The 20234-nt window shown below is 56.9% G+C and carries 19 protein-coding genes; 15 read left to right on the forward strand and 4 right to left on the reverse strand.

All coding sequences use genetic code 11. The features are described 5' to 3' along the window. Positions 1–909 precede the first annotated feature (909 nt). From ACR0C3_RS09240 to paaG, 4 genes are read right to left on the reverse strand one after another with little or no spacing between them, the layout of a single operon-like run. Entirely contained in the window at positions 910–1506 is a 597-nt protein-coding gene (locus ACR0C3_RS09240) for a TetR/AcrR family transcriptional regulator (protein WP_480758150.1), read from the reverse strand. Between the two features lie 3 nt (positions 1507–1509). After that, positions 1510–2820, reverse strand: coding sequence for a phenylacetate--CoA ligase PaaK (gene paaK / locus ACR0C3_RS09245; RefSeq protein WP_480758151.1), 1311 nt, complete (start codon positions 2818–2820; stop codon positions 1510–1512). A gap of 23 nt (positions 2821–2843) precedes the next feature. Beyond that, complete coding sequence (gene paaI, locus ACR0C3_RS09250; protein ID WP_480758152.1) at positions 2844–3269, reverse strand: hydroxyphenylacetyl-CoA thioesterase PaaI; 426 nt, start codon at positions 3267–3269, stop codon at positions 2844–2846. A 2-nt stretch (positions 3270–3271) separates the two neighbouring features. Then, the gene (gene paaG / locus ACR0C3_RS09255) at positions 3272–4057 is read right to left on the reverse strand and encodes a 2-(1,2-epoxy-1,2-dihydrophenyl)acetyl-CoA isomerase PaaG (protein WP_480758153.1); all 786 of its coding nucleotides are present in this window, start codon (positions 4055–4057) and stop codon (positions 3272–3274) included. Between the two features lie 103 nt (positions 4058–4160). Between paaG and ACR0C3_RS09260 the strand changes: the two genes are divergently transcribed. From ACR0C3_RS09260 to ACR0C3_RS09330, 15 genes are all read left to right on the forward strand, one after another. Beyond that, positions 4161–6194 carry an FAD-dependent oxidoreductase gene (locus ACR0C3_RS09260; protein WP_480758154.1) on the forward strand — a complete coding sequence of 678 codons (2034 nt, stop codon included), beginning with the start codon at positions 4161–4163 and terminating at the stop codon, positions 6192–6194. A 70-nt stretch (positions 6195–6264) separates the two neighbouring features. Next, positions 6265–7284 (forward strand): TRAP transporter substrate-binding protein, encoded by a 1020-nt coding sequence (locus ACR0C3_RS09265; RefSeq protein ID WP_480758155.1) that lies wholly within the window; start codon positions 6265–6267, stop codon positions 7282–7284. 57 nt (positions 7285–7341) lie between these two features. Further along, on the forward strand, positions 7342–7848 hold the full coding sequence (locus ACR0C3_RS09270) for a TRAP transporter small permease (RefSeq protein ID WP_480758156.1): 507 nt from the start codon (positions 7342–7344) through the stop codon (positions 7846–7848). Further along, a complete protein-coding gene (locus ACR0C3_RS09275; RefSeq protein ID WP_170662413.1) occupies positions 7845–9197 on the forward strand; it encodes a TRAP transporter large permease in 1353 nt (450 codons plus the stop codon). Before ACR0C3_RS09270 ends, ACR0C3_RS09275 begins: the two co-directional genes overlap by 4 nt. Beyond that, a complete protein-coding gene (locus ACR0C3_RS09280; protein ID WP_480758157.1) occupies positions 9197–10384 on the forward strand; it encodes a cytochrome P450 in 1188 nt (395 codons plus the stop codon). Before ACR0C3_RS09275 ends, ACR0C3_RS09280 begins: the two co-directional genes overlap by 1 nt. Positions 10385–10503: 119 nt before the next feature. Then, complete coding sequence (gene paaZ / locus ACR0C3_RS09285; RefSeq protein ID WP_480758158.1) at positions 10504–12534, forward strand: phenylacetic acid degradation bifunctional protein PaaZ; 2031 nt, start codon at positions 10504–10506, stop codon at positions 12532–12534. A gap of 49 nt (positions 12535–12583) precedes the next feature. Then, entirely contained in the window at positions 12584–13399 is an 816-nt protein-coding gene (locus tag ACR0C3_RS09290; RefSeq protein ID WP_480758159.1) for a PaaX family transcriptional regulator C-terminal domain-containing protein, read from the forward strand. Between the two features lie 197 nt (positions 13400–13596). Then, positions 13597–14799: a 3-oxoadipyl-CoA thiolase gene (pcaF, locus tag ACR0C3_RS09295; RefSeq protein WP_480758160.1), complete on the forward strand. Its 1203-nt coding sequence runs from the start codon at positions 13597–13599 to the stop codon at positions 14797–14799. Positions 14800–14815: 16 nt separating this feature from the next. Then, the gene (locus tag ACR0C3_RS09300) at positions 14816–15379 is read left to right on the forward strand and encodes a hypothetical protein (protein ID WP_480758161.1); all 564 of its coding nucleotides are present in this window, start codon (positions 14816–14818) and stop codon (positions 15377–15379) included. A 24-nt stretch (positions 15380–15403) separates the two neighbouring features. Then, a complete protein-coding gene (paaA, locus tag ACR0C3_RS09305) occupies positions 15404–16381 on the forward strand; it encodes a 1,2-phenylacetyl-CoA epoxidase subunit PaaA (RefSeq protein ID WP_480758162.1) in 978 nt (325 codons plus the stop codon). 23 nt (positions 16382–16404) lie between these two features. Next, positions 16405–16689: a 1,2-phenylacetyl-CoA epoxidase subunit PaaB gene (gene paaB, locus ACR0C3_RS09310; RefSeq protein ID WP_142639870.1), complete on the forward strand. Its 285-nt coding sequence runs from the start codon at positions 16405–16407 to the stop codon at positions 16687–16689. Then, entirely contained in the window at positions 16689–17447 is a 759-nt protein-coding gene (gene paaC, locus ACR0C3_RS09315) for a 1,2-phenylacetyl-CoA epoxidase subunit PaaC (RefSeq protein ID WP_480758163.1), read from the forward strand. Before paaB ends, paaC begins: the two co-directional genes overlap by 1 nt. A 6-nt stretch (positions 17448–17453) precedes the next feature. Continuing rightward, entirely contained in the window at positions 17454–17915 is a 462-nt protein-coding gene (paaD, locus tag ACR0C3_RS09320) for a 1,2-phenylacetyl-CoA epoxidase subunit PaaD (RefSeq protein WP_480758164.1), read from the forward strand. Between the two features lie 13 nt (positions 17916–17928). After that, entirely contained in the window at positions 17929–19002 is a 1074-nt protein-coding gene (locus tag ACR0C3_RS09325) for a 2Fe-2S iron-sulfur cluster-binding protein (RefSeq protein ID WP_480758165.1), read from the forward strand. A 13-nt stretch (positions 19003–19015) separates the two neighbouring features. Next, complete coding sequence (locus tag ACR0C3_RS09330) at positions 19016–19777, forward strand: Phenylacetic acid catabolic protein (RefSeq protein ID WP_480758166.1); 762 nt, start codon at positions 19016–19018, stop codon at positions 19775–19777. The last annotated feature ends 457 nt before the right edge of the window (positions 19778–20234 follow it).

The following is a 20234-nucleotide window of genomic DNA, read 5'->3' on the forward strand; positions in this document are numbered from 1 at the left end:
GGTTCCCGAGGCAAACTGAGACTGGTTCGCATCCCTGTCTCCCGGCCACTCATACTTGTCTCACTTCAGTTGTATTTACTGATCCGGAATTGTGCCGCAATTCTCGCGAGTTGGCGCATGCGTTTTCAATCTCAGACGGAGCAAACCGTACACTCGGAGCACGATTCAAGCCCCAGTCTCAGTGCCGCATATTGGCGGGGTCGATTTTGGGCCAGATTTCACTATTACCCGACAATTTAAAGGGAATTTTTTGTGGGAACAGGAAATTGTGCGGCGGAACAAGAAGGGAGAATCCCGTATCAGGGAGCGGAATCTGGGGGTTTCAGAAGCCGAATATGCGTTCCTGCGCGATCCAATCTAGTGGATGGGTCACGCTGACCAGACGTTTGAGTGTGAGTTCGGGCGGCTAGGAGACGTAGAGAATCGCGGCGTGAGTCTCCTTGATAGAAAGGCGAGCTGAGCCCGGGCGCGGATGAGGGCGCCGGGGAGATTTTCCGGCCGCGCAGTATCCTTCATTTGAATCCTGACTTTTAGATCACGGGCCAAGCCAGGGGCGCGGAGTAGCTTGGACCGGAGATGGGGATCGGGTTGGGGCGCCTTGTCTACAGCGATAACCTTGGCCTCGACGCCGCGCCGGCGCAGATCGAAGGACGCGGTGATGTGTGTGAGATCCAGATGCAGGTGGTCCTTAGCGAAGCCAATCGCGCTTGCCAGAGAAATGGGGGCTTAATTAGGTCGATCGGTTCTCGTGCAATTCTGCCGTTGGCCAGAAGATCGGCAACGACCTGAACGCCTTGGTGTTGAAGCCGGCATCCAATTGTCGCATCAATCGATTTGGCAGTCGTCTTGAATGAGGCCTCACCGTGGAAACCAATGATAAACTGCTCAACGAAAAAGTGTGCTTCCCGCCTAAAGCTTTCGAATACCGTGAACCGTCAGTGTGCTGACCAGATCAGCGTAGTCTTCACGTGCCTTGGTTCCGGCTCCCGTGTTCCACATGTAATACCAGTTCAGCATGCCGAAGACTGACATTGTAGCGCCGCGCAGTTTGGCCTTGTCATCACCCAATGTCTCTGGAGACAACTCCTGTAGGATATTGTTAATGAAGCGGACCATATCACGCTGGTATTCGCGCAGTTTCTTTTGCTGGTCGTCGGCGAGGGCGTTCATTCCGCTGATCTGAACCCGGTGCTCGTCATCAGCACCTTGATAGGCGAACAAGATTTCGCGGACAGCCTTTCGAAGTTTCTCTTCAGGCTTAAGCCCTTCGAAATCAACGTTGCAAATGCGGTCACGTAAATCCCGAAGATAGGTCTCAAGGATGTCATACAAGATGGCATCCTTACTGTCGTAATAATGGTATATGTTCGCCTTGGAGATCCCGCACTCTTTTGCCAACAAGGTCATCGAGGCGCGGTCGAACCCCTGGTCCGCAAAAATTTTCGCAGCTCTTTTGAGAATCTGTTCCCGCTTCTGGTCGTGGTCTTTGGCGATTGTCCTGGCCACGGCTTATTCCTTATCGCGGTTGTCGATGACGCGCTTCGCCTTGCCCTGAGAGCGTTCGACGTCGCCCGGATCACCTACAACAATTTCCGTTGAAACGCCAACAACGTCCTTAATGCGCTTCGTAAGCATTCGGGCTGCGGCAGTCTTTGACATCTCGTCGGTCGAGTCTGCTGATGCTTCGACAAACACCCGCATCGCGTCCATTCGGCCGGATTTGTAAAGTTCGATCTGATAGTAGGGGGCCAGACCGCCTGTCGCCATGACCTGTTCTTCGATCTGGCTGGGGAAAATATTCACGCCCCTTAGGATCATCATGTCGTCACTGCGGCCAGTAATCTTTGCCATCCGGCGCATCGAACGCGCGGTTCCGGGCAACAGGCAGGTCAGATCGCGCGTGCGGTAGCGGATCATTGGCAAACCTTCTTTGGTCAAAGTGGTGAACACCAATTCGCCGGTTTCGCCGTCGGGCAGTACTTCGCCTGTGGCCGGGTCAATGATCTCTGGTAGGAAGTGATCCTCCCAGATCACGGGACCATCTTTTGTTTCGACGCACTCGCTCGCGACGCCGGGGCCCATGATTTCAGACAGGCCGTAGATATCGACCGCGTGCATGTCGAATGCAGATTCAACCTCCGTTCGCATTGCATCTGTCCAAGGCTCTGCTCCGAAAATGCCAACCTTGAGAGAGCTTTTTCTGGGGTCGAGCCCGGACTTGTGGAACTGTTCAAGGATGTTGAGCATGTATGACGGCGTCACCATGATCCCGTCGGGCTGAAAATCATTTATCAAGCCGACCTGTTTCTCGGTCTGCCCGCCGCTCATGGGGACGACGGTCGCACCCAAACGTTCGATCCCGTAGTGGGCACCCAGGCCGCCGGTGAAGAGGCCATAGCCATAGGCGTTGTGGACTAAATCACCCTTGCGCAAACCTGCTGCCCGCAACGACCGCGCACCCAGATCTGCCCAGTTATCGATATCAGCTTTAGTATAGCCCACCACAGTTGGTTTACCGGTCGTCCCGGAAGACGCGTGCAGTCGGATAATCTCACTGCGTGGGACCGCGAAAAGGCCGAAAGGGTAGTTTTCGCGCAGATCGTTTTTAAACGTGAACGGGAACTTCGAAATATCCGAAAGCTGTTGCAAATCATCCGGATGGACACCCGCCTCATCAAAGCGCTGCTTGTACATCGCCACGTTTTCGTAGGCATGTCGGACCGACCATTTGAGGCGTTCAAGCTGTGTCGCACGGATTTCGTCGATCGATGCGATTTCGATCGGGTCCAATTCAGCTTTGTTGGGGGACAGGGCGTCCATTGCGTTGCTCCTCCAGCGTTTTTCTATTCGACAAAATTCTGACCACCAACCGCGCGGGACATACCCCGGAATTCGGCGATAGTGATGCCATCTTGATTTGTGATGCGCACGTCATAGACACCGCCACGACCTGCAACAGCAGTTTCTGTTGCGGTTGCGGTCAGGCGGTCTCCCAGGCGGCCCGGTGCGAGATAGCTCATCATTGTATGTTGGCCGACGGTCGCCACGTTGCGACTGTTGCAGGCAAAGGCAAACGCGCTGTCTGCCAGGGCATGGGTGACGCCGCCGTGGCATATGCCATGGCCGTTGCAGTGATGAGTTGCGACGGTCAGTGCCAGAACGGCGCGGCCTTCGTCGACGTTAACGAGTTCCATGCCGAACCATTTGCTGGCCTCATCATTGGCCCACATAGCAGCGGCAGATTTAGCGGCGCGTTCTTGCGGGGTCATCGTCATTTGCCCTGAAAATTTGGTGCGCGTTTTTCGAGGAAGCTGGACACGCCTTCGGCATAGTCCGTGCTTTCCCCGCAGATTTTCATGGCGTCCGCTTCGATTTCAAGATGATCAGAAAGTGTGGTGGTCGCTGCGGTCTGAATGCACTGCTTAGTCTTGCCCAGCCCAACGGTCGGACCGTTGGCAAATTGGTTTGCCAATGCGCGGGCTTCGGTCATCAACTGATCATCGGGCAGGGCTTTCCAGATCAGGCCCCAGTCTTCTGCTTGTTTTGCTGGCAAGGGTTGTGCCGTGAACGCCAATCCTTTTGCTCTGGCCTCTCCCAAAAGGCGGGGCAGGTGCCAACTGCCACCAGTATCAGGGATCAGGCCGACCTTTGCGAAACTCTGAATGAACTTGGCGCTTTCACCCGCCAAAACCATGTCGCAGGCTAGTGCCAGATTTGCCCCGGCTCCGGCAGCAACGCCGTTCACAGCACAAATAACCGGGAAGTTCAGCGACCGGATCAATCGCACCAAAGGCGCATAGAAGGTCCGCACAGTTTTGCTCAGATCAGGCGGGCCGTCCATTTTCGATGGATCGCGGTCACCAAGATCCTGTCCAGCGCAAAATCCTCGCCCGGCACCGGTCAAAAGGACGGCGCGCGCGCCGTTGTCTCGGGCGGATTTCAGCGCGTCTTGCAGCGCGTAATGCATCTCATCATTGAAAGAGTTCAGTTTGTCGGGACGATTCAGTGTAATCTCAACCCAGGTCCCGTGATCTTCTACAAGAATCGTATCGCTCATGACTGCTCTGCCAGATGTCGTTTCATTTTTATCATTGCATTAACCGAACGGTTGGTCAATATATAAACAAGACTCGAATCCAGAGCGCTTGAAGGGCACACCCATGTCTCAGACGTCACTTGTGAATGTTGAACTCAAAGGCGAAGTCGCCTGGGTCACCATTGACAACCCGCCGGTCAATGCGACCTCGCAGGCGGTCCGGCAGGGGCTTGCAGATGCTGTGGATGCGGTCAAAGGCGCGCGGGTGGCTGTGCTGCGTTGCGCTGGCCGGACCTTTGTCGCGGGAGGCGACATGTCCGAATTTGACAAGTCGCCGGTCGAGCCGCACTTGCCCGATGTCGTCCAAATGATCGAAGACAGCGAGGTTCCCTTCATTGCCTGTATGCACGGGAACGTTCTGGGTGGCGGACTCGAAATTGCGATGGCTTGCGCTTGGCGGATTGCTGCCCCCGGGACGGGATTTGGTCTGCCAGAGGTCAATGTTGGATTGATCCCCGGCGCGGGCGGCACGCAACGTCTGTCACGCCTTGTGGGGATGGAAGCGGCAATTGATCTGGCCTGCACAGGCAAAGTGCTGAAGGCGGAAGAGATGCTGCAGCTTGGGGCGGTCGACCTGGTGGTCGACGAACTTGAAGCGGCGGTCGAGAGTTTTGTGGCCGATCTGCCCGACCGTCCTGTGCCTGTCAGCCAACGTAGTGTCGCTGATTTTGCGCCGGATCTGATCGAGACCTCTCGGGCATTGCTGAAAAAGCGTGCCAAGGGACAGCAGTCGCCGTTGGAGAACCTGACCGCGTTAACCTGGTCCCAGAAGCCGTTTTCCGAAGGGCAGCCGATGGAACGGGCGCGCCATCTGGCGCTTCGCCAAACTGCGGAAAGCCGCGCGCTGCGTCATGCATTCTTTGCGGAGCGTAGTGTCTCCAAGCCTGCGATGATCAAAGACGTCCAGCCGCGCAGCTTCAGCCGTATTGCTGTTGTGGGTGGCGGCTTGATGGGCGCCGGGATCGCAACGGCCGCTCTGACGGCTGGCCTGTCTGTAACGTTGATCGAGCGCGACTCCGAGGCAGCAACCGCTGCCCATGATCGGGTTGAAGGCCTGTTGAAGGGTGCAGTCAAACGCGGAAAGATGACTGATACGCAATGCCAGACATGCCTGTCCCGATTTCGCGCCGTTGACAGCTATGCCGAAGCAGCCGACGCGGAATTGGCCATAGAAGCCGTGTTCGAGGACCTATCGGTCAAACAGCAGGTCTTTGCTGAATTGGCCAAGAACATGGGCGCCAACGCAATTCTTGCCACCAATACATCTTATCTGGACCCTGCTGAAATCTTCTCGGGCATCGAAAACCAGACACGGTGCATCGGGCTGCATTTCTTCAGCCCGGCCCATGTCATGAAACTGCTTGAGATCGTGCACACTCCCCAAACCGCCCCAGAGGTGGTGGCCACAGGGTTTGCTCTGGGCAAGAAACTGCGCAAAGTCTCGGTGCTGTCAGGCGTTTGCGACGGGTTCATTGGCAACCGCATGCTGGCCGCTTATCGGCGCGCAGCAGATTATCTGCTGGCAGACGGGGCACTACCCCATGAAATTGATCTGGCGATGCGGGATTTCGGGATGCCCATGGGGCCGTACGAGCTGCAGGATCTGACCGGGTTGCAAATCGCCTGGGCAAACCGAAAACGCAACGCTGCCACGCGCGACCCGAACGAACGCTATGTCACCATCGCGGATCAGCTATGTGAGATGGAGCGGTTTGGGCAGAGATCCGGCAAAGGCTGGTACCTGTACGAAGAAGGAAATCGCAAACCGATCCGCGACCCCGAGGTTGAAGCTTTGATCGAAGGGTATTCCACAGCGCAGGGCATTGCCCGCCGGACCTTTACGGCTCAGGATATATGGTCTCGCCTTCTGGCGGTCATGGCGAATGAGGGCGCTTTGATCATCCAAGAAGGGATCGCCGAAAACGCAGAAGCCGTCGATATGGTTCAGATCCACGGCTATGGTTTCCCGCGTTGGCGAGGGGGCCCAATGAACTATCGCAAGGAAATCGGCAGTAACGTGTCCCAGTCGGTTATGCTGACTGTGGCTAAGGAAAGTCCGGCGTCTTGGGTCATCGCGGCCCAAACAAAAGCGCTTTAAAAGTGTTGATGGTTACAAAAGCAACCATTAACGCATTCAAAATGCATGTTTCACAGGGAGGAGACAGAACATGAAACTCAGCAACTTGAGCACCTTGCTGGCTTCGGCGGCACTGGCCATTTCAAGCACCGTTGCGATGGCGGCAGACTATACGCTGACCATTTCTAGCTGGGCACCGCCGACCCATGGCATCAACGCCAAGATGTGGCCGAAATTCGTCGAGATGGTTGAAGAAGCCACCGATGGCCAAGTCACCGCTGAACTGAAACTTGGCATCGCACCTCCACCGGCTCAGATGGACCTGATCATGGATGGGGCGGCGGATGCCTCGATCATTTTCCACGGCTACCAGCCCGGCCGCTTTGTCACCACCAAGATGATCGAACTGCCCGGATATGAAGGCTCGGCCGAGGCCGCATCGGTGGCTTATTGGCGGGCCTATGACAAGCACCTGAAGGCGGCCGACGAACATCGCGGCGTCAAGGTGATCGCGCTGCATACGCATGGACCGGCCCAACTGCATTCCAGCAGCCCTGTTACCACGCTGGACGAGGTATCAGGCCTCAAGGTTCGCATCCCTGGCGGTGTTGGTGGCGATGTCGGAACAGCACTGGGCGCAACCGGTATCCAGGTGCCTGCTCCGAAAGTGTACGAAACGCTGGCTTCGAAAGCAGCCGATGGTGTCGTGATGCCATTTGAATCCCGCAAGGGCTTCAAGCTGACCGAAGTGGCTCAGAACGTGTACGAAGTTCCGGGCGGCCTGTATCGCGGCTCTTTCGCGTTCATCATGAACGAAGACACATTTGCCGACCTGCCTGCCGAGCTGCAGCAAGCGCTGGAAGAGCAAGTCTTTGGCGAGCCGCTGAGCCGCGAAATCGGTAAAATCTGGGACGAGATTGATGCCATTGGGCGCGAAGCCACCGAAGGCACAGACGGCAACGCGATCAACACCGCATCTGCCGAAGACCTGGAGAAGTTCAACGCAATTGCTGTCGATGTCCGCGCCAAGGTCATTGACGAAGTCAACGGTGCCGGGGTCGATGCTCAGGCCGCCTATGACATGATCGTCAGTGAAATGGCCGCGCAATAACGTGAGCTGGTTGGCGGTCTCGCACCGCCAACCGTTTCGAACGGGCGGGAATTCCTCATGCAATCTCTGGTATCCTTCGCGCGCCGCATCAGTGTTTTTCCGACAGTGATGGCCAGTGTGGCGCTGTTTATCCTTATGGTTATGACGTTTTGCGACGTCATTCTTCGGTCCATGTTCAACGCGCCGATCGAAGCGGCGACCGAGTTGACACGTATTCTGATGGCGATCCTTGTATTCTCGGTTCTTCCGATGATCTCGGCTGGAAAAGGTCAGATTGCAGTGGACCTGACGGACGGTTTGTTTGCGCGACTGCGCCTAAGCCGCGCCAGGGACGCGATTGTCTATCTGGTCTCGGGCATCATGCTCTTCTGGCCGATACAGCGGGTCTGGATCTTGGCTGAACGGGCGCGGGACTATGGTGATGTGACCGAGTACCTGTCGATCCCCGTGTTCTATATCGGCTGGTTCATTGCCGCGTCCGCAGCGATCACCGCCGTCGCGATGATCACGACCGGCCTTCTGCACATCTTCGCCCCCCATACTTTGTCGGAGCACCCTCAATGACTGCCGCACTGATCGGCTTTGGCCTTGTTCTTGTTCTCGTGCTTCTGCGCCTGCCGATTGTCTTTGCAATGGGCCTCGTCGGAACGCTGGGTTTTGCATACGAACGCGGAGGCAGTATTCTGTCCGAACGCGGCTTGAAAGCAGCGATGTCGATGGTGGGTCGTCAGATCACCGACACGGCACAGGACTACGGCCTTTCGGTTATACCACTGTTTATCCTGATGGGTTTGTTCGTGAACAAAGGCGGGCTGGCGCGCGAGCTTTACGCCGTATCAAACGCGTTTCTGGGCCATTTCAAAGGCGGAATCGCAATGGCTACGGTGGCGGCCTGTGGCGGGTTTTCGGCCATCTGTGGCTCGTCCCTGGCAACGGCGGCAACGATGTCCAAGGTTGCCATGCCGGAAATGCGCCGCTATCGCTATTCAGATGAGCTGTCGACCGCCTCCATTGCGGCAGGCGGCACGCTCGGCATTCTAATCCCGCCCTCCGTGATCCTTGTAATCTATGGTCTGCTGACCGAGACATCCATCGGCAAGCTGTTTGTTGCCGGTATCATTCCCGGCGTGCTTGGCATCCTTCTGTACCTGTTTGCCGTTCGCTGGACCGTCTGGCGCAAACCCGACTCCGGACCCGCAGGAGAAAAACACGGCTGGGGCGAAAAACTGACAGCGTTACGGTCGGTTTGGGCGGTGTTGCTGTTGTTCTTTCTTGTCATTGGCGGGCTTTACGGCGCGTTTGATTTCCACCCACTGAACCTGACCTTCAGCCCGACCGAAGCCGCCGGCATGGGCGCCATGGGGGCGTTTCTGATCGCCTTGTCCCGCGGTGGGTTGACTCTGAGTTCGACCTTCGAGGTGTTGAAAGAAACAACTTACACCGCTGCCGCCCTGTTCTCGGTCCTGATCGGGGCCCAGATCTTTTCGAACTTCATCAACCTCGCTGGCCTGCCAGAGGCGTTGATCGGCCTTGTCACGGCCTATGACGTGGAACCGTTCGTGGTGATCCTGATGATCCTGGGCATCTACATCATCTTGGGCTGCGTCTTTGAATCCCTGTCGATGCTCTTGCTGACCGTGCCGATCTTTTTCCCGCTGGTGACGTCGCTGGGCTACGACCCAATCTGGTTCGGGATTGTGGTCGTTGTCGTGACCGAGATCAGTCTGATCACCCCGCCGGTCGGTTTGAACGTGTTCATCCTGAAAGGGGTGGTCGGGGACGTTTCGACCGCAACGATCTTCAAAGGCGTCACGCCCTTCTGGATCGCCGATATCTTCCGTCTGGCCCTGATCGTTCTGGTGCCCTGGCTGGTACTGGTGCTGCCCGAACATATGGGGGCGATGGGTCACTGATGTTTTCCCTGACGGCGCTTCCCGAAGGGTTTCACGAGGACCCTTATCCAGCCTATGCCGCGCTGCGCGAAGATATGCCGGTTTGCCCCCAACCCGACGGCTCGGTGATCCTGTCGCGATACGAGGATCTGGATCTGGTCTATCGGGATACGACGCGGTTCATCTCGGACAAAAAGGCGGTGTTTGGGCCCAAATACGGGGTCGACAGCCCGTTATACGAACACCACACCACAAGTCTGGTGTTCAATGATCCGCCTCTGCACACCCGCGTGCGTAAGGTGATGGTCGGCGCGATGAACCCGCGTGCCTTGGCGCAGATGGAGCCGGGTTTGATCCAGCTCGTCGATGGTTTGCTGGATCAGATGCAGGCCAAAGGTCAGGTCGAATTGATCGAGGATTTCGCCGGAGCGATCCCCATCGAAGTGATCGGCAACCTGTTGGGCATTCCCAGATCCGACCGCGAACCATTGCGGGACTGGTCTTTGGCTATTCTTGGGGCTTTGGAACCACAATTGACGCCTGAGCAGGAAGAGTGGGGTAATCGCGCCGTCTCTGAATTCAAAGAATTTCTTCGTCATATTATCGAGGATCGAAAAGCCAACCCGGGCAATCCGGAAACGGATGTTCTGACACGGCTGATGCAAGACGATGCGGATGGCGGCTTGACCGACGTTGAGCTGTATCAGAACTGTATCTTTATCCTGAATGCCGGGCACGAGACCACGACAAACCTGATCGGCAACGCGCTGGATCTGCTGGATCGGCACCGAGATAAACGTTCGGAATTGCTGAACAATCCCGACCTGATTGCCACGGCAGTGGACGAATTCTTGCGCCTCGAAAGCCCAAACCAGTTTGGCAATCGCCTGACCACCGAAGACGTGACACTCCACGGCCATACCATTCCGGCAGGCACGGATGTTCACCTGTGTATCGGCGCCGCCAACCGCGACCCAAGGCAGTTTGACCGGCCCGACGAAATGCTGCTGGACCGCCGCCCGAACAAGCACCACGCCTTTGCCGGTGGCCCGCACACCTGCGTCGGTCTGACTCTTGCTCGGATGGAGGGCAAGATTGCGGTCATTCGGTTTTTGAACCGCTTTTCCAACTATCAGGTCACAGAGGGCGCAAAGCGTGGTGGGCGAATTCGCTTTCGCGGGTTCGCCCAGCTTCCTGCACAGGTTTGACGTGACCGAACAAGAAAATGAGTCAGTCTTTTTATTGACCGACCGTACGGTAAATATTATAGCTACCATAACCGCGTACATAGGTCCGCGTAGATCATCTCAGGACTGAGGAGAGGCACATGACGATCCAACAGATTTCAAGTTTCGCGGCAGGTGAGTGGATCGCGCCGGGCGAAGGGGCCCGCAACATTGCCAGTGCTGTGACCGGAGAGGTGATCGCGACCGCTGGCAACACTGGCTTAGATGTACAGGGCATGTTGGACTATGCGCGCAATGTTGGCGGGCCAGCACTACGGCAGATGACCTTTCATGAGCGCGCCAAGATGCTCAAGGCATTGTCGTTGCATTTGGGGCAGCACAAGCAGGCCTTGTATGACCTGTCATTCAACACGGGCGCGACCCAGTCAGACCATCTGATCGACATCGACGGCGGGATAGGCACGATGTTTGTGTTTGCCTCGAAAGGCCGCCGCGAAATGCCCGATGGGCGCGTCTATCTGGACGAGGACGTCGAACAGCTATCGCGGAATGGGACCTTTGTCGGTCAGCACATCTGCACGCCGCTGCAGGGCGTGGCGGTTCATATCAACGCGTTCAACTTTCCGGTTTGGGGCATGTTGGAGAAGCTGGCTCCGACGTTACTGGCCGGTGTACCGGCCATCGTCAAACCTGCGACGAATTCCTGCTACGTAACCGAATTGTGCGTGCGGTTGATGCTGGGGTCTGGCATTCTGCCTGCCGGAGCGCTCCAGCTTGTGTCGGGTGGTCTGGGTGACATGTTGGATCGCTTAACCATGCAGGACGTGGTCAGCTTTACCGGATCGGCTGATACTGCGCTGAAACTACGGTCTAACCCCGTCATTCTGCAAAACTCCGTCCGTTTCGTGGCGGAACAGGACAGTCTGAACTGTTCGGTACTGGGCGCTGACGCCCAACCGGGGACACCGGAATTTGACCTGTTCATCAAGGAAGTTCAGCGCGAGATGACCACAAAAGCGGGTCAGAAATGTACCGCGATCCGCCGGATCATCGCACCCGAGCCGCATGTGCAGGCGGTGATCGAGGCACTTTCCGCGCGGCTGGCAAAAACGGTTATCGGCGACCCTAGGCTTGAGACAACGCGCATGGGCGCGCTGGTATCGAATGATCAAAAACTGGATGTACTGGAAAAGGCTGCGATCATTTGCCAAGAGGCCGAACGTGTGTTCGGCAACCCGGATGACTTTGCCGTTGACGGCGCAGATGCCCAAAAAGGGGCTTTCCTGCCGCCAATGCTGTTCCATTGCGCCAACCCGGATGCGGCACAGCGTGTCCATGACACCGAAGCCTTCGGTCCGGTCAGCACGATCATGGGGTATCGCGATACTGACCACGCGATTGAGCTGGCGAACCGGGGGCAGGGGTCTCTGGTCGCGTCAGTCATTACCCACGACCCGGACGTGGCGCGCAAATTCGCCATGGGTGCCGGGGCGTATCACGGGCGTCTCTATTTCAACAACCGAGACTCGATGAAAGAGGCCACGGGCCACGGCTCTCCCTTGCCGCATATGGTCCATGGCGGCCCCGGTCGCGCGGGTGGCGGTGAGGAAATGGGCGGCGTGCGGGGCGTGAAACACTACATGCAGCGCACCGCCATTCAGGGCTCGCCTGACCTGTTGACGGCGATTGGCTCGAAATGGGTCTCGGGCGCGACCGAGATCGAAGGCCCCGCGCATCCCTTCACGCGCCGCTACCACGATCTGGCTATTGGTGAGACAATTCACACGGCGCCGCGCACCGTCACGCTCGAAGATATCGAGCACTTTGCGGAATTCACCGGCGACACCTTCTATGCGCACATGGATGAGGCCGCCGCGGAACGAAATCCGTTCTTCCCGGGTCGTGTCGCGCACGGATACCTGCTGTTGTCGTTCGCCGCCGGTTTGTTTGTCGAGCCTAACGAAGGTCCTGTTCTGGCCAATACAGGCTTGGATGGGTTGCGTTTCATGAAACCAGTTGTGGCCGGGGACAGCATCAAAGTGCGCCTGACCGTTAAGTCAAAGACCAAACGCAATGATCACTATGGCGAGGTTCGCTGGCACGTCACGATGACTCAACAGGATGATGACCTTGTTGCCGAATACGAACTGTTGACAATGGTAGCCTACTGACGAGACCGGGCCGGATGGTAATTCGATCCGGCCCGCCTATACTGCGGCCATGAAAGACGCTTCCACAGACTGGTTCGACCATTGCGTTCGTCATTTGACCTCCGAAGGGTCTCTGCGGGTTTGGTCTGTGCTTGTCACGATCTTTGGCGATCTGGCGCAAAACAAATCCGATCAGATAAGCGGATCATTGATCACTGCGTTGACGAGCCTTGTGGGTATCAAGGCCGAAGCGACCCGAGTGGCGTTGCATCGATTGCGCAAAGAAGGCTGGATCGAAAGTACCCGCGTTGGGCGCGCAAGCGTCCATCAGCTTACGGACTATGGTCGTACTCAAAGTGCAGCCGCTGCGCCACGTATTTACGCCCCCGAGACGGCCAAACCAGACATCTGGCATGTGCTGATCTCGAGCAACTCTGAAACATCCAGAAAGGAATTGTCCGATCTGTTGCTGACTGGGGAATATATCTCATTAAACCCATCCACAGCGATGGCAGCGGGATCCATGCCGCACGATCTGGAAGACCTGCTGGGTTTTGAGACCACCGCGATTTCAGTACCAGATTGGCTAACAGACCTATGCGGACCAGAGCCGTTGAGAATCGCGTATGACGAGTTTTGGACATCAATCCAGGTGATCGAAGATCTGCTACCGGAGACCGGCGTGGATGATCCGATGAAAACAGCAGCGCTGCGTGTCCTCCTTGTGCACAATTGGCGCCGCATCATCTTGCGACACCCGGCTTTGCCCTCGGATTTTCTGCCAAGTGACTGGAAGGAGCCCGCCTGCCGCGAGGCGGTTTCTAGGATCTTGGACAGGTTGCCCGGACCGCAACTAACAACTTTAGAAGCAGGATTGAGCACTTAGGTTTTTGGGACAAAGTCCCTCCTGATATCTCAAAGGATGATGGCTTGTTTTAACAGCAAACTGATTTCTTTTTATGTTACGAGAATGTGCATCGACATAAAAATTCGGTAACATAATGCTTGCTTCGAATCGATGATGGAAATATAAACCGACCATACGGTCTATAATTGAGCGTGAACGCCCAGGAGAATTGACAGATGGATGCATTTATTTGCGACGCGACGCGCACTCCGATTGGGCGATACGGCGGGGCATTGTCGTCGATCCGCACGGATGATCTGGCGGCCATCCCGTTGGCTGCCCTGAAAGAGCGGAATCCGCAAGTCGACTGGTCGGGCGTGGATGACGTCATCTACGGTGATGCTAACCAGGCCGGTGAAAGCAACCGGAACGTCGCTCGTATGGCGGCCTTGTTGGCTGGATTACCGATTGATGTTCCGGGGACCACCATAAATCGCCTGTGCGCCAGCGGCATGGATGCTGTTGGAATGGCCGCCCGAGGCATCAAGGCGGGTGACTATGATCTGGCGATAGCGGGTGGGGTCGAAAGCATGTCCCGTGCACCCTTTGTGATGCCCAAGGCGACATCTGCATTCACGCGCAGTAACGCGGTTTACGACACGACCATCGGCTGGCGCTTTGTGAACCCGAAGATGAAGCAGGCCTACGGTATCGATTCAATGCCCCAAACCGCTGACAACGTTGCCGATGACTATGGCGTCAGCCGAGCGGATCAGGACAGTTTCGCCGCGCGCAGTCAGGCCCGATGGGCCGCCGCGCACGAGGCGGGTATGTTCGCGGATGAGATCACTCCGGTCTCGGTTCCGCAACGTAAGGGTGACCCGATAGTGGTCGATACCGATGAGCATCCGCGCCCGGGAACAGCGGCCGACAAGTTGTCTGGCCTCAAGGGTGTGAACGGGCCGGACAATACTGTTACGGCGGGCAATGCGTCTGGTGTTAACGACGGAGCTGCTGCTATTTTGATGGCGAACGAGGCGGCGGCTGCAACGAACGGCCTTACTCCGATTGCGCGGGTTGTGGGAATGTCTGTGGCCGGCGTTGCGCCACGCATCATGGGGATTGGGCCCGTGCCGGCCAGCCGTAAGGTTTTGGCGCGGGCCGGGCTAACCATAGAGCAGATGGATGTGATAGAGTTAAACGAAGCTTTTGCTTCGCAAGGGCTGGCAACACTTCGCGAACTGGGCGTTGCTGACGACGCACCGCATGTGAACCCGAATGGCGGTGCCATTGCCATGGGGCACCCTCTGGGCATGTCCGGAGCGCGGCTGGTGTTGACCGCCGCTTATCAACTACGGCGGACAGGTGGGCGGTATGCTCTCTGCACGATGTGCGTGGGTGTCGGGCAGGGCGCAGCCCTGATCCTGGAACGGGTTTGATAGGGGGAGCACTGTTTTGACTGAGGCGATCCAGATAATCGACCACAGCGAACGGGTTGAGCGGCTGTTTGAGCCGTATCAAGATGTTCTCGGCGACGACTACAAGGCTTATCGGGGCCATGTTTATCGTGTGATTACCTATGCCATGCACTTCCTTGGCGGCGATGACACGCATTGTGCATTGGTCGAGACGGCCTTCGTCTACCACGATATCGGACTGTGGACGAAACACGATCTGGCATATCTGGAGCCATCCGAAGAACTGGCTCTGACGGACAACGCTGAAAAGGGTTGGGGACTGGATCCAGAGCTGCTGCGCAATGCCATTCACTGGCACCACAAGGTTACACCCTACCGCGGGCCACACGCCGATGTGGTCAACGCCTGCCGAAAAGGTGACTGGATCGATGCGACGGGGGGCAAGGTGCGAAAAGGACTGTCACGCGATCAAGTCGCCCAGGTCGAAGCCGCCATACCCAGCTACGGATTTGCGGATGTTTTGCAGCGCTTGGCAAAAGACCTTGGTGGCTCAGCACTAAAAGGAAACATGCGGGTTCTAAGCCACGTATTCAAAATCTGATCCCATCCGAGAGGAGGAAATACGATGTACGCACAAATGGTTAAGTCTGAGGCCACAAACGATGACCCTGAAAAGCTTGCCGAGTTTCAGGCAAAGATTGACGCGGACATCAAGATCGAGCCCAAGGATTGGATGCCGCAAGGCTATCGCAAAACGCTGATCCGCCAAATCGGGCAGCACGCACACTCCGAAATCGTTGGGCAACTACCCGAAGGCAACTGGATCACCCGCGCACCCACGCTGGAACGCAAGGCGATCCTGCTGGCCAAGGTGCAGGATGAGGCCGGACACGGGCTTTACCTTTATTGCGCGGCAGAAACACTGGGCGTCAGCCGGGACGAGCTGACCGAGATGCTACTGGACGGTCGGATGAAGTATTCGTCGATCTTCAATTACCCCACGCTGAACTGGGCCGATATTGGCGCGGTCGGCTGGTTGGTCGATGGGGCCGCTATCATGAACCAGGTGCCGTTGCAGCGGACGTCCTACGGGCCGTATTCGCGTGCCATGATCCGGATCTGCAAGGAAGAAAGCTTTCACCAGCGTCAGGGTTACGATGCCATTCGCAAGATGGCCGAAGGGACGCCCGCACAGAAAAAGATGGCGCAAGATGCCCTGAACCGCTTTTGGTACCCGTCGCTGATGATGTTCGGACCTTCGGACAAGGACTCGATCCATTCGACCCAATCTATGGCTTGGAAGATCAAGATGAACACCAACGACGAGCTGCGTCAGAAATTCGTCGATCAGACCGTGCCGCAGGCCGAGTTCCTTGGGCTGACCGTCCCAGACCCGGACCTGAAATGGAACGAAGAACGCGGCCACTACGATTTCTCGGAACCCGATTGGTCCGAGTTCTTTGACGTCATCAAAGGCAACGGGCCTTGCAACACCGACCGCCTGGCCGCGCGCAACAAGGCCTGGGACGACGGACAATGGGTGCGGGACGGCCTGCTGGCCCACGCCAAAAAGAAACGCGCCGGTCAAGTGGCCGCTGAATAAGCCTGACCTGAGGAGGAAACCCGATGAAAAACGAATGGCCCCTTTGGGAAGTCTTTATCCGCGGTCAGCACGGTATGAGCCACCGTCATGTCGGCTCACTGCACGCACCGGACGCGGAAATGGCGATCAAGAACGCGCGCGATGTCTACACGCGCCGCAACGAAGGCGTGTCGATCTGGGTGGTCGAAGCGAACAATATCTCGGCCTCATCCCCTAGTGACAAAGGCCCGCTGTATGAGCCCAGCGAAAGCAAGGTTTACCGCCACCCGACATTCTTCGACATTCCCGATGAAGTGGGGGCGATGTGATGACCCGCGACGAAGCCTTCCTGCAGTTTCTGCTAAGAATGGGTGACAACACACTCATCCTTGGCCACCGCGTGAGCGAGTGGTGCGGCCATGCGCCCGTGCTTGAAGAAGATATCGCACTGGCCAATACCGCGCTGGACCTAATCGGCCAAACCCAGATGTGGCTGGGCCTTGCCGGCGAAATCGACGGCGGCCAAAGTGCCGATGATCTGGCATTCCTGCGCGATGCCTGGGATTTTCGCAATGTTCTGATGGTCGAGGTTCCGAACGAAGACTTTGGCCGGACCCTGATGCGCCAGTTCCTGTTTGATGCATGGCATTCGATCATGCTGGGGCGTCTGATCAAATCGTCAGACGACCGTGTTGCAGCAATTGCGGCCAAGGCCAGTAAAGAGGTCGCCTATCACCTGGAACGCTCGGGCGACACGGTGGTTGGCTTGGGCGACGGAACGGTGGAAAGCCACGACCGGATGCAAGCTGCACTGGACTATCTGTGGCCCTATGTGGGTGAGATGTTCGCCAGCGACGACGTGGATACCCAGATGGCAGCCGCTGGTATCGCGCCCAATCCCGCCGATCTGCGCGATGAATATGACGCTTTGGTTCAGCGGGTCTTGGCGGATGCGACGCTAACGATCCCAGACAGCGATTTCGCGCATAAGGGCGGGCGTACCGGGCAGATGCATACCGAATATTTGGGGCACTTGCTGACTCAGATGCAATGGCTGCAACGCGCCTATCCCGGCGCCAGCTGGTAAACCGATATGGAACGGGTGACCACAGATCAGATATGGGACTGGCTGGATGCCGTTCCTGACCCTGAAATACCCGTCATCTCCGTGGTTGATCTGGGGATTGTGCGCGATGTGCGCTGGGATGCCGAAACCTTGAAGGTGACGGTGACTCCGACCTATTCCGGCTGTCCGGCAACGGCGGTCATCAGCATGGATATTGAAACCGCGCTACGGGATCGCGGGATCGAAGACATCCGGATCGAAACCACCATCACTCCCGCATGGACCACCGATTGGCTCAGCGATAAGGGCCGTGCGCGGCTGGAAGAATACGGAATCGCGCCGCCGCAACCGGCAGGCGGCCCGGAACGGTGCCCGCATTGTGGCGGTAAGGCGGTTGAGAAGGTTAGCCAGTTCGGCTCGACCCCGTGCAAGGCACATTGGCGCTGCACTGACTGCCTGGAACCTTTTGATTATTTCAAGTGCATCTGAGGAGGAGCACCGGATGGCACGTTTCCACGACCTGAAGGTCACCGACATCCACAAAACGATCCGCGACGCGGTGGTTTTGACGCTGGAGCCCATGAATGGTGCAGCGCAAGAGTTTGACTTTACTGCCGGTCAATACCTGACGTTCCGCCGCGAGTTCGACGGCGAAGAACTGCGCCGGTCCTATTCGATCTGCGCAGGCAAGGACGACGGTGTCCTGCAGGTTGGCATCAAGCGCGTCGACGGCGGGGCGTTCTCGGGCTGGGCGAACTCGGAACTGAATGTCGGGGACATCGTGCAGGCCATGCCGCCGATGGGCAGCTTCCACGCTCCGATCGATGCAGATTCAGAAAAGCAATATCTCGGTTTTGCCGGTGGGTCCGGGGTGACGCCTGTTCTGTCGATCCTCAAAACCACGCTCGCCCGTGAACCCCAGTCGCGGTTTACGCTCATCTATGCCAACAAAGGCATCAACACGATCATGTTCCGCGAAGAACTAGAGGACCTCAAGAACCTGTATATGGGTCGCCTCAACGTGATCCATATTCTTGAGACGGATTCCCAGGAAATCGACCTGTTCACCGGGCTGGTCACGCGGGAAAAATGCGCCGAGTTGTTCAAGCACTGGGTCGATATCGAAAACGTCGATACGGCGTTCATTTGTGGTCCTGAACCCATGATGCTGGGTATTGCCGCCGCCCTTCGCGAACACGGGCTAGACGACAGCCAGATTAAATTCGAACTTTTTGCCAGCGCCCAGCCGGGTCGCGCAAAGCGCAAAGCAAGTTCGGCAGATGCCGGTCGGACAGACAATCAGACCAACGCGTCCATTACGCTGGATGGCTCGACTCAGACCCTGACCATCCCCAAAGACCTGTCCATTCTGGATGCTGCTTTGGAAAACGCGTTGGACGCCCCCTATGCCTGCAAAGCCGGGGTATGTTCGACCTGTCGCTGCAAAGTGTTGGAAGGTGAGGTCGAGATGGTCGCAAACCACGCGCTTGAGGACTATGAGGTCGAAAAGGGTTATGTGCTCAGCTGTCAGGCCTATCCGATAACGGACCGCGTGATCGTGGATTACGATCAGTAAAGGAGAGGCCGACATGACCGATACAATGACTCTCGACAGCTATCTTGCCGCGGGCGGCGTGCTGACAAACCCGTCAAACGTTCCGCCACGCTATCGTGCGGAACTGCTGAAACTGATGGCAACTTTTGTTGACAGTGAACTAGCAGGCGCTGCCGGTTTTGCTGACGTAATTAACCTCGGGCCGGGAATAAAAGAACGCATCGCTGCCGCGAAGATCGTGCTTGAAAAAACGGATCATGCAAATCGCGTTCTGAACATCATGGGAGAGTTTGGAGCCGACACAGAACGCTACGCCAATCATCATCCGTGGACGGCCCGGTTAAGCCGGGATGCGGACATCGGAGCAACGCGTTCCGAACATGATATGCGCTTGGCTGTGTTCAACTATCCATTCTCGGGTTGGACGGACGCCGTGATCATGAATTTGCTCATGAGCCGCGCCGTCGCCGAACAACTGGCTGAGTATTCTACGATTTCCTATCAACCTTTAGCCGAGGCTTTCCGCTCAATCGCTCCGATTGAAGCACACCATGGCGAATTGGCTATGGAGGGCGCAACTAAGTTGATCGAACGAGGCAAAGCTGAGCAAATGCAAGTCTCGGTCGACTACTGGTGGCCTCGCGTCGCGGTGTCTTTCGGGGGCGACGATCCGAAACGGTTCGAGTTGTTAAAATCTCTTGGTCTGCGGCGGAATAAAAACAGTTCCCTGAAAGAGCGCTGGAGCCAGACGATGAATGACACGCTGAAGACTTTGGGACTGAAAACGCCTTTGTGAATCGCTTGACTGGACCGATTTTGGGTCCGTCCTCTAGTCTGAGGCGGGGCTCAAGTTCTTGGGATAACAAGAAAAATAGCAGTGTAGGGCTGGGGTTTGTCGGACGTGGCCTGACGACTGATCCCAATGGGCCATTCGGTAACACTTCAGATTCTCGACTATCCGGGGGTTCAGAAATTCGCTCAATGGGGAATGAAAGACCAGTTGGACTATGCGAATTCACAGGCTGAAAATTTGGCTCCTCGCTATTCACAACTGAGAACGCGCCGCAACCAATTTGCCAGCCCGTGGTTATCGTCCTACCGCAAACAGTTTGGGCTGAGTTACATATAGTCCGGTGAGTACAAGCGAAATCCCTGCAATCATTCCGGTTTGTAGCCACAAGGGCCAAGTCGGCTGGTCTTCGGTCTGGACTGACGCCAAAGCCTCGGGCCTATCTCGCCAAATCCACCAGTCT

The organism is Ruegeria sp. CK3, assembly GCF_056536565.1.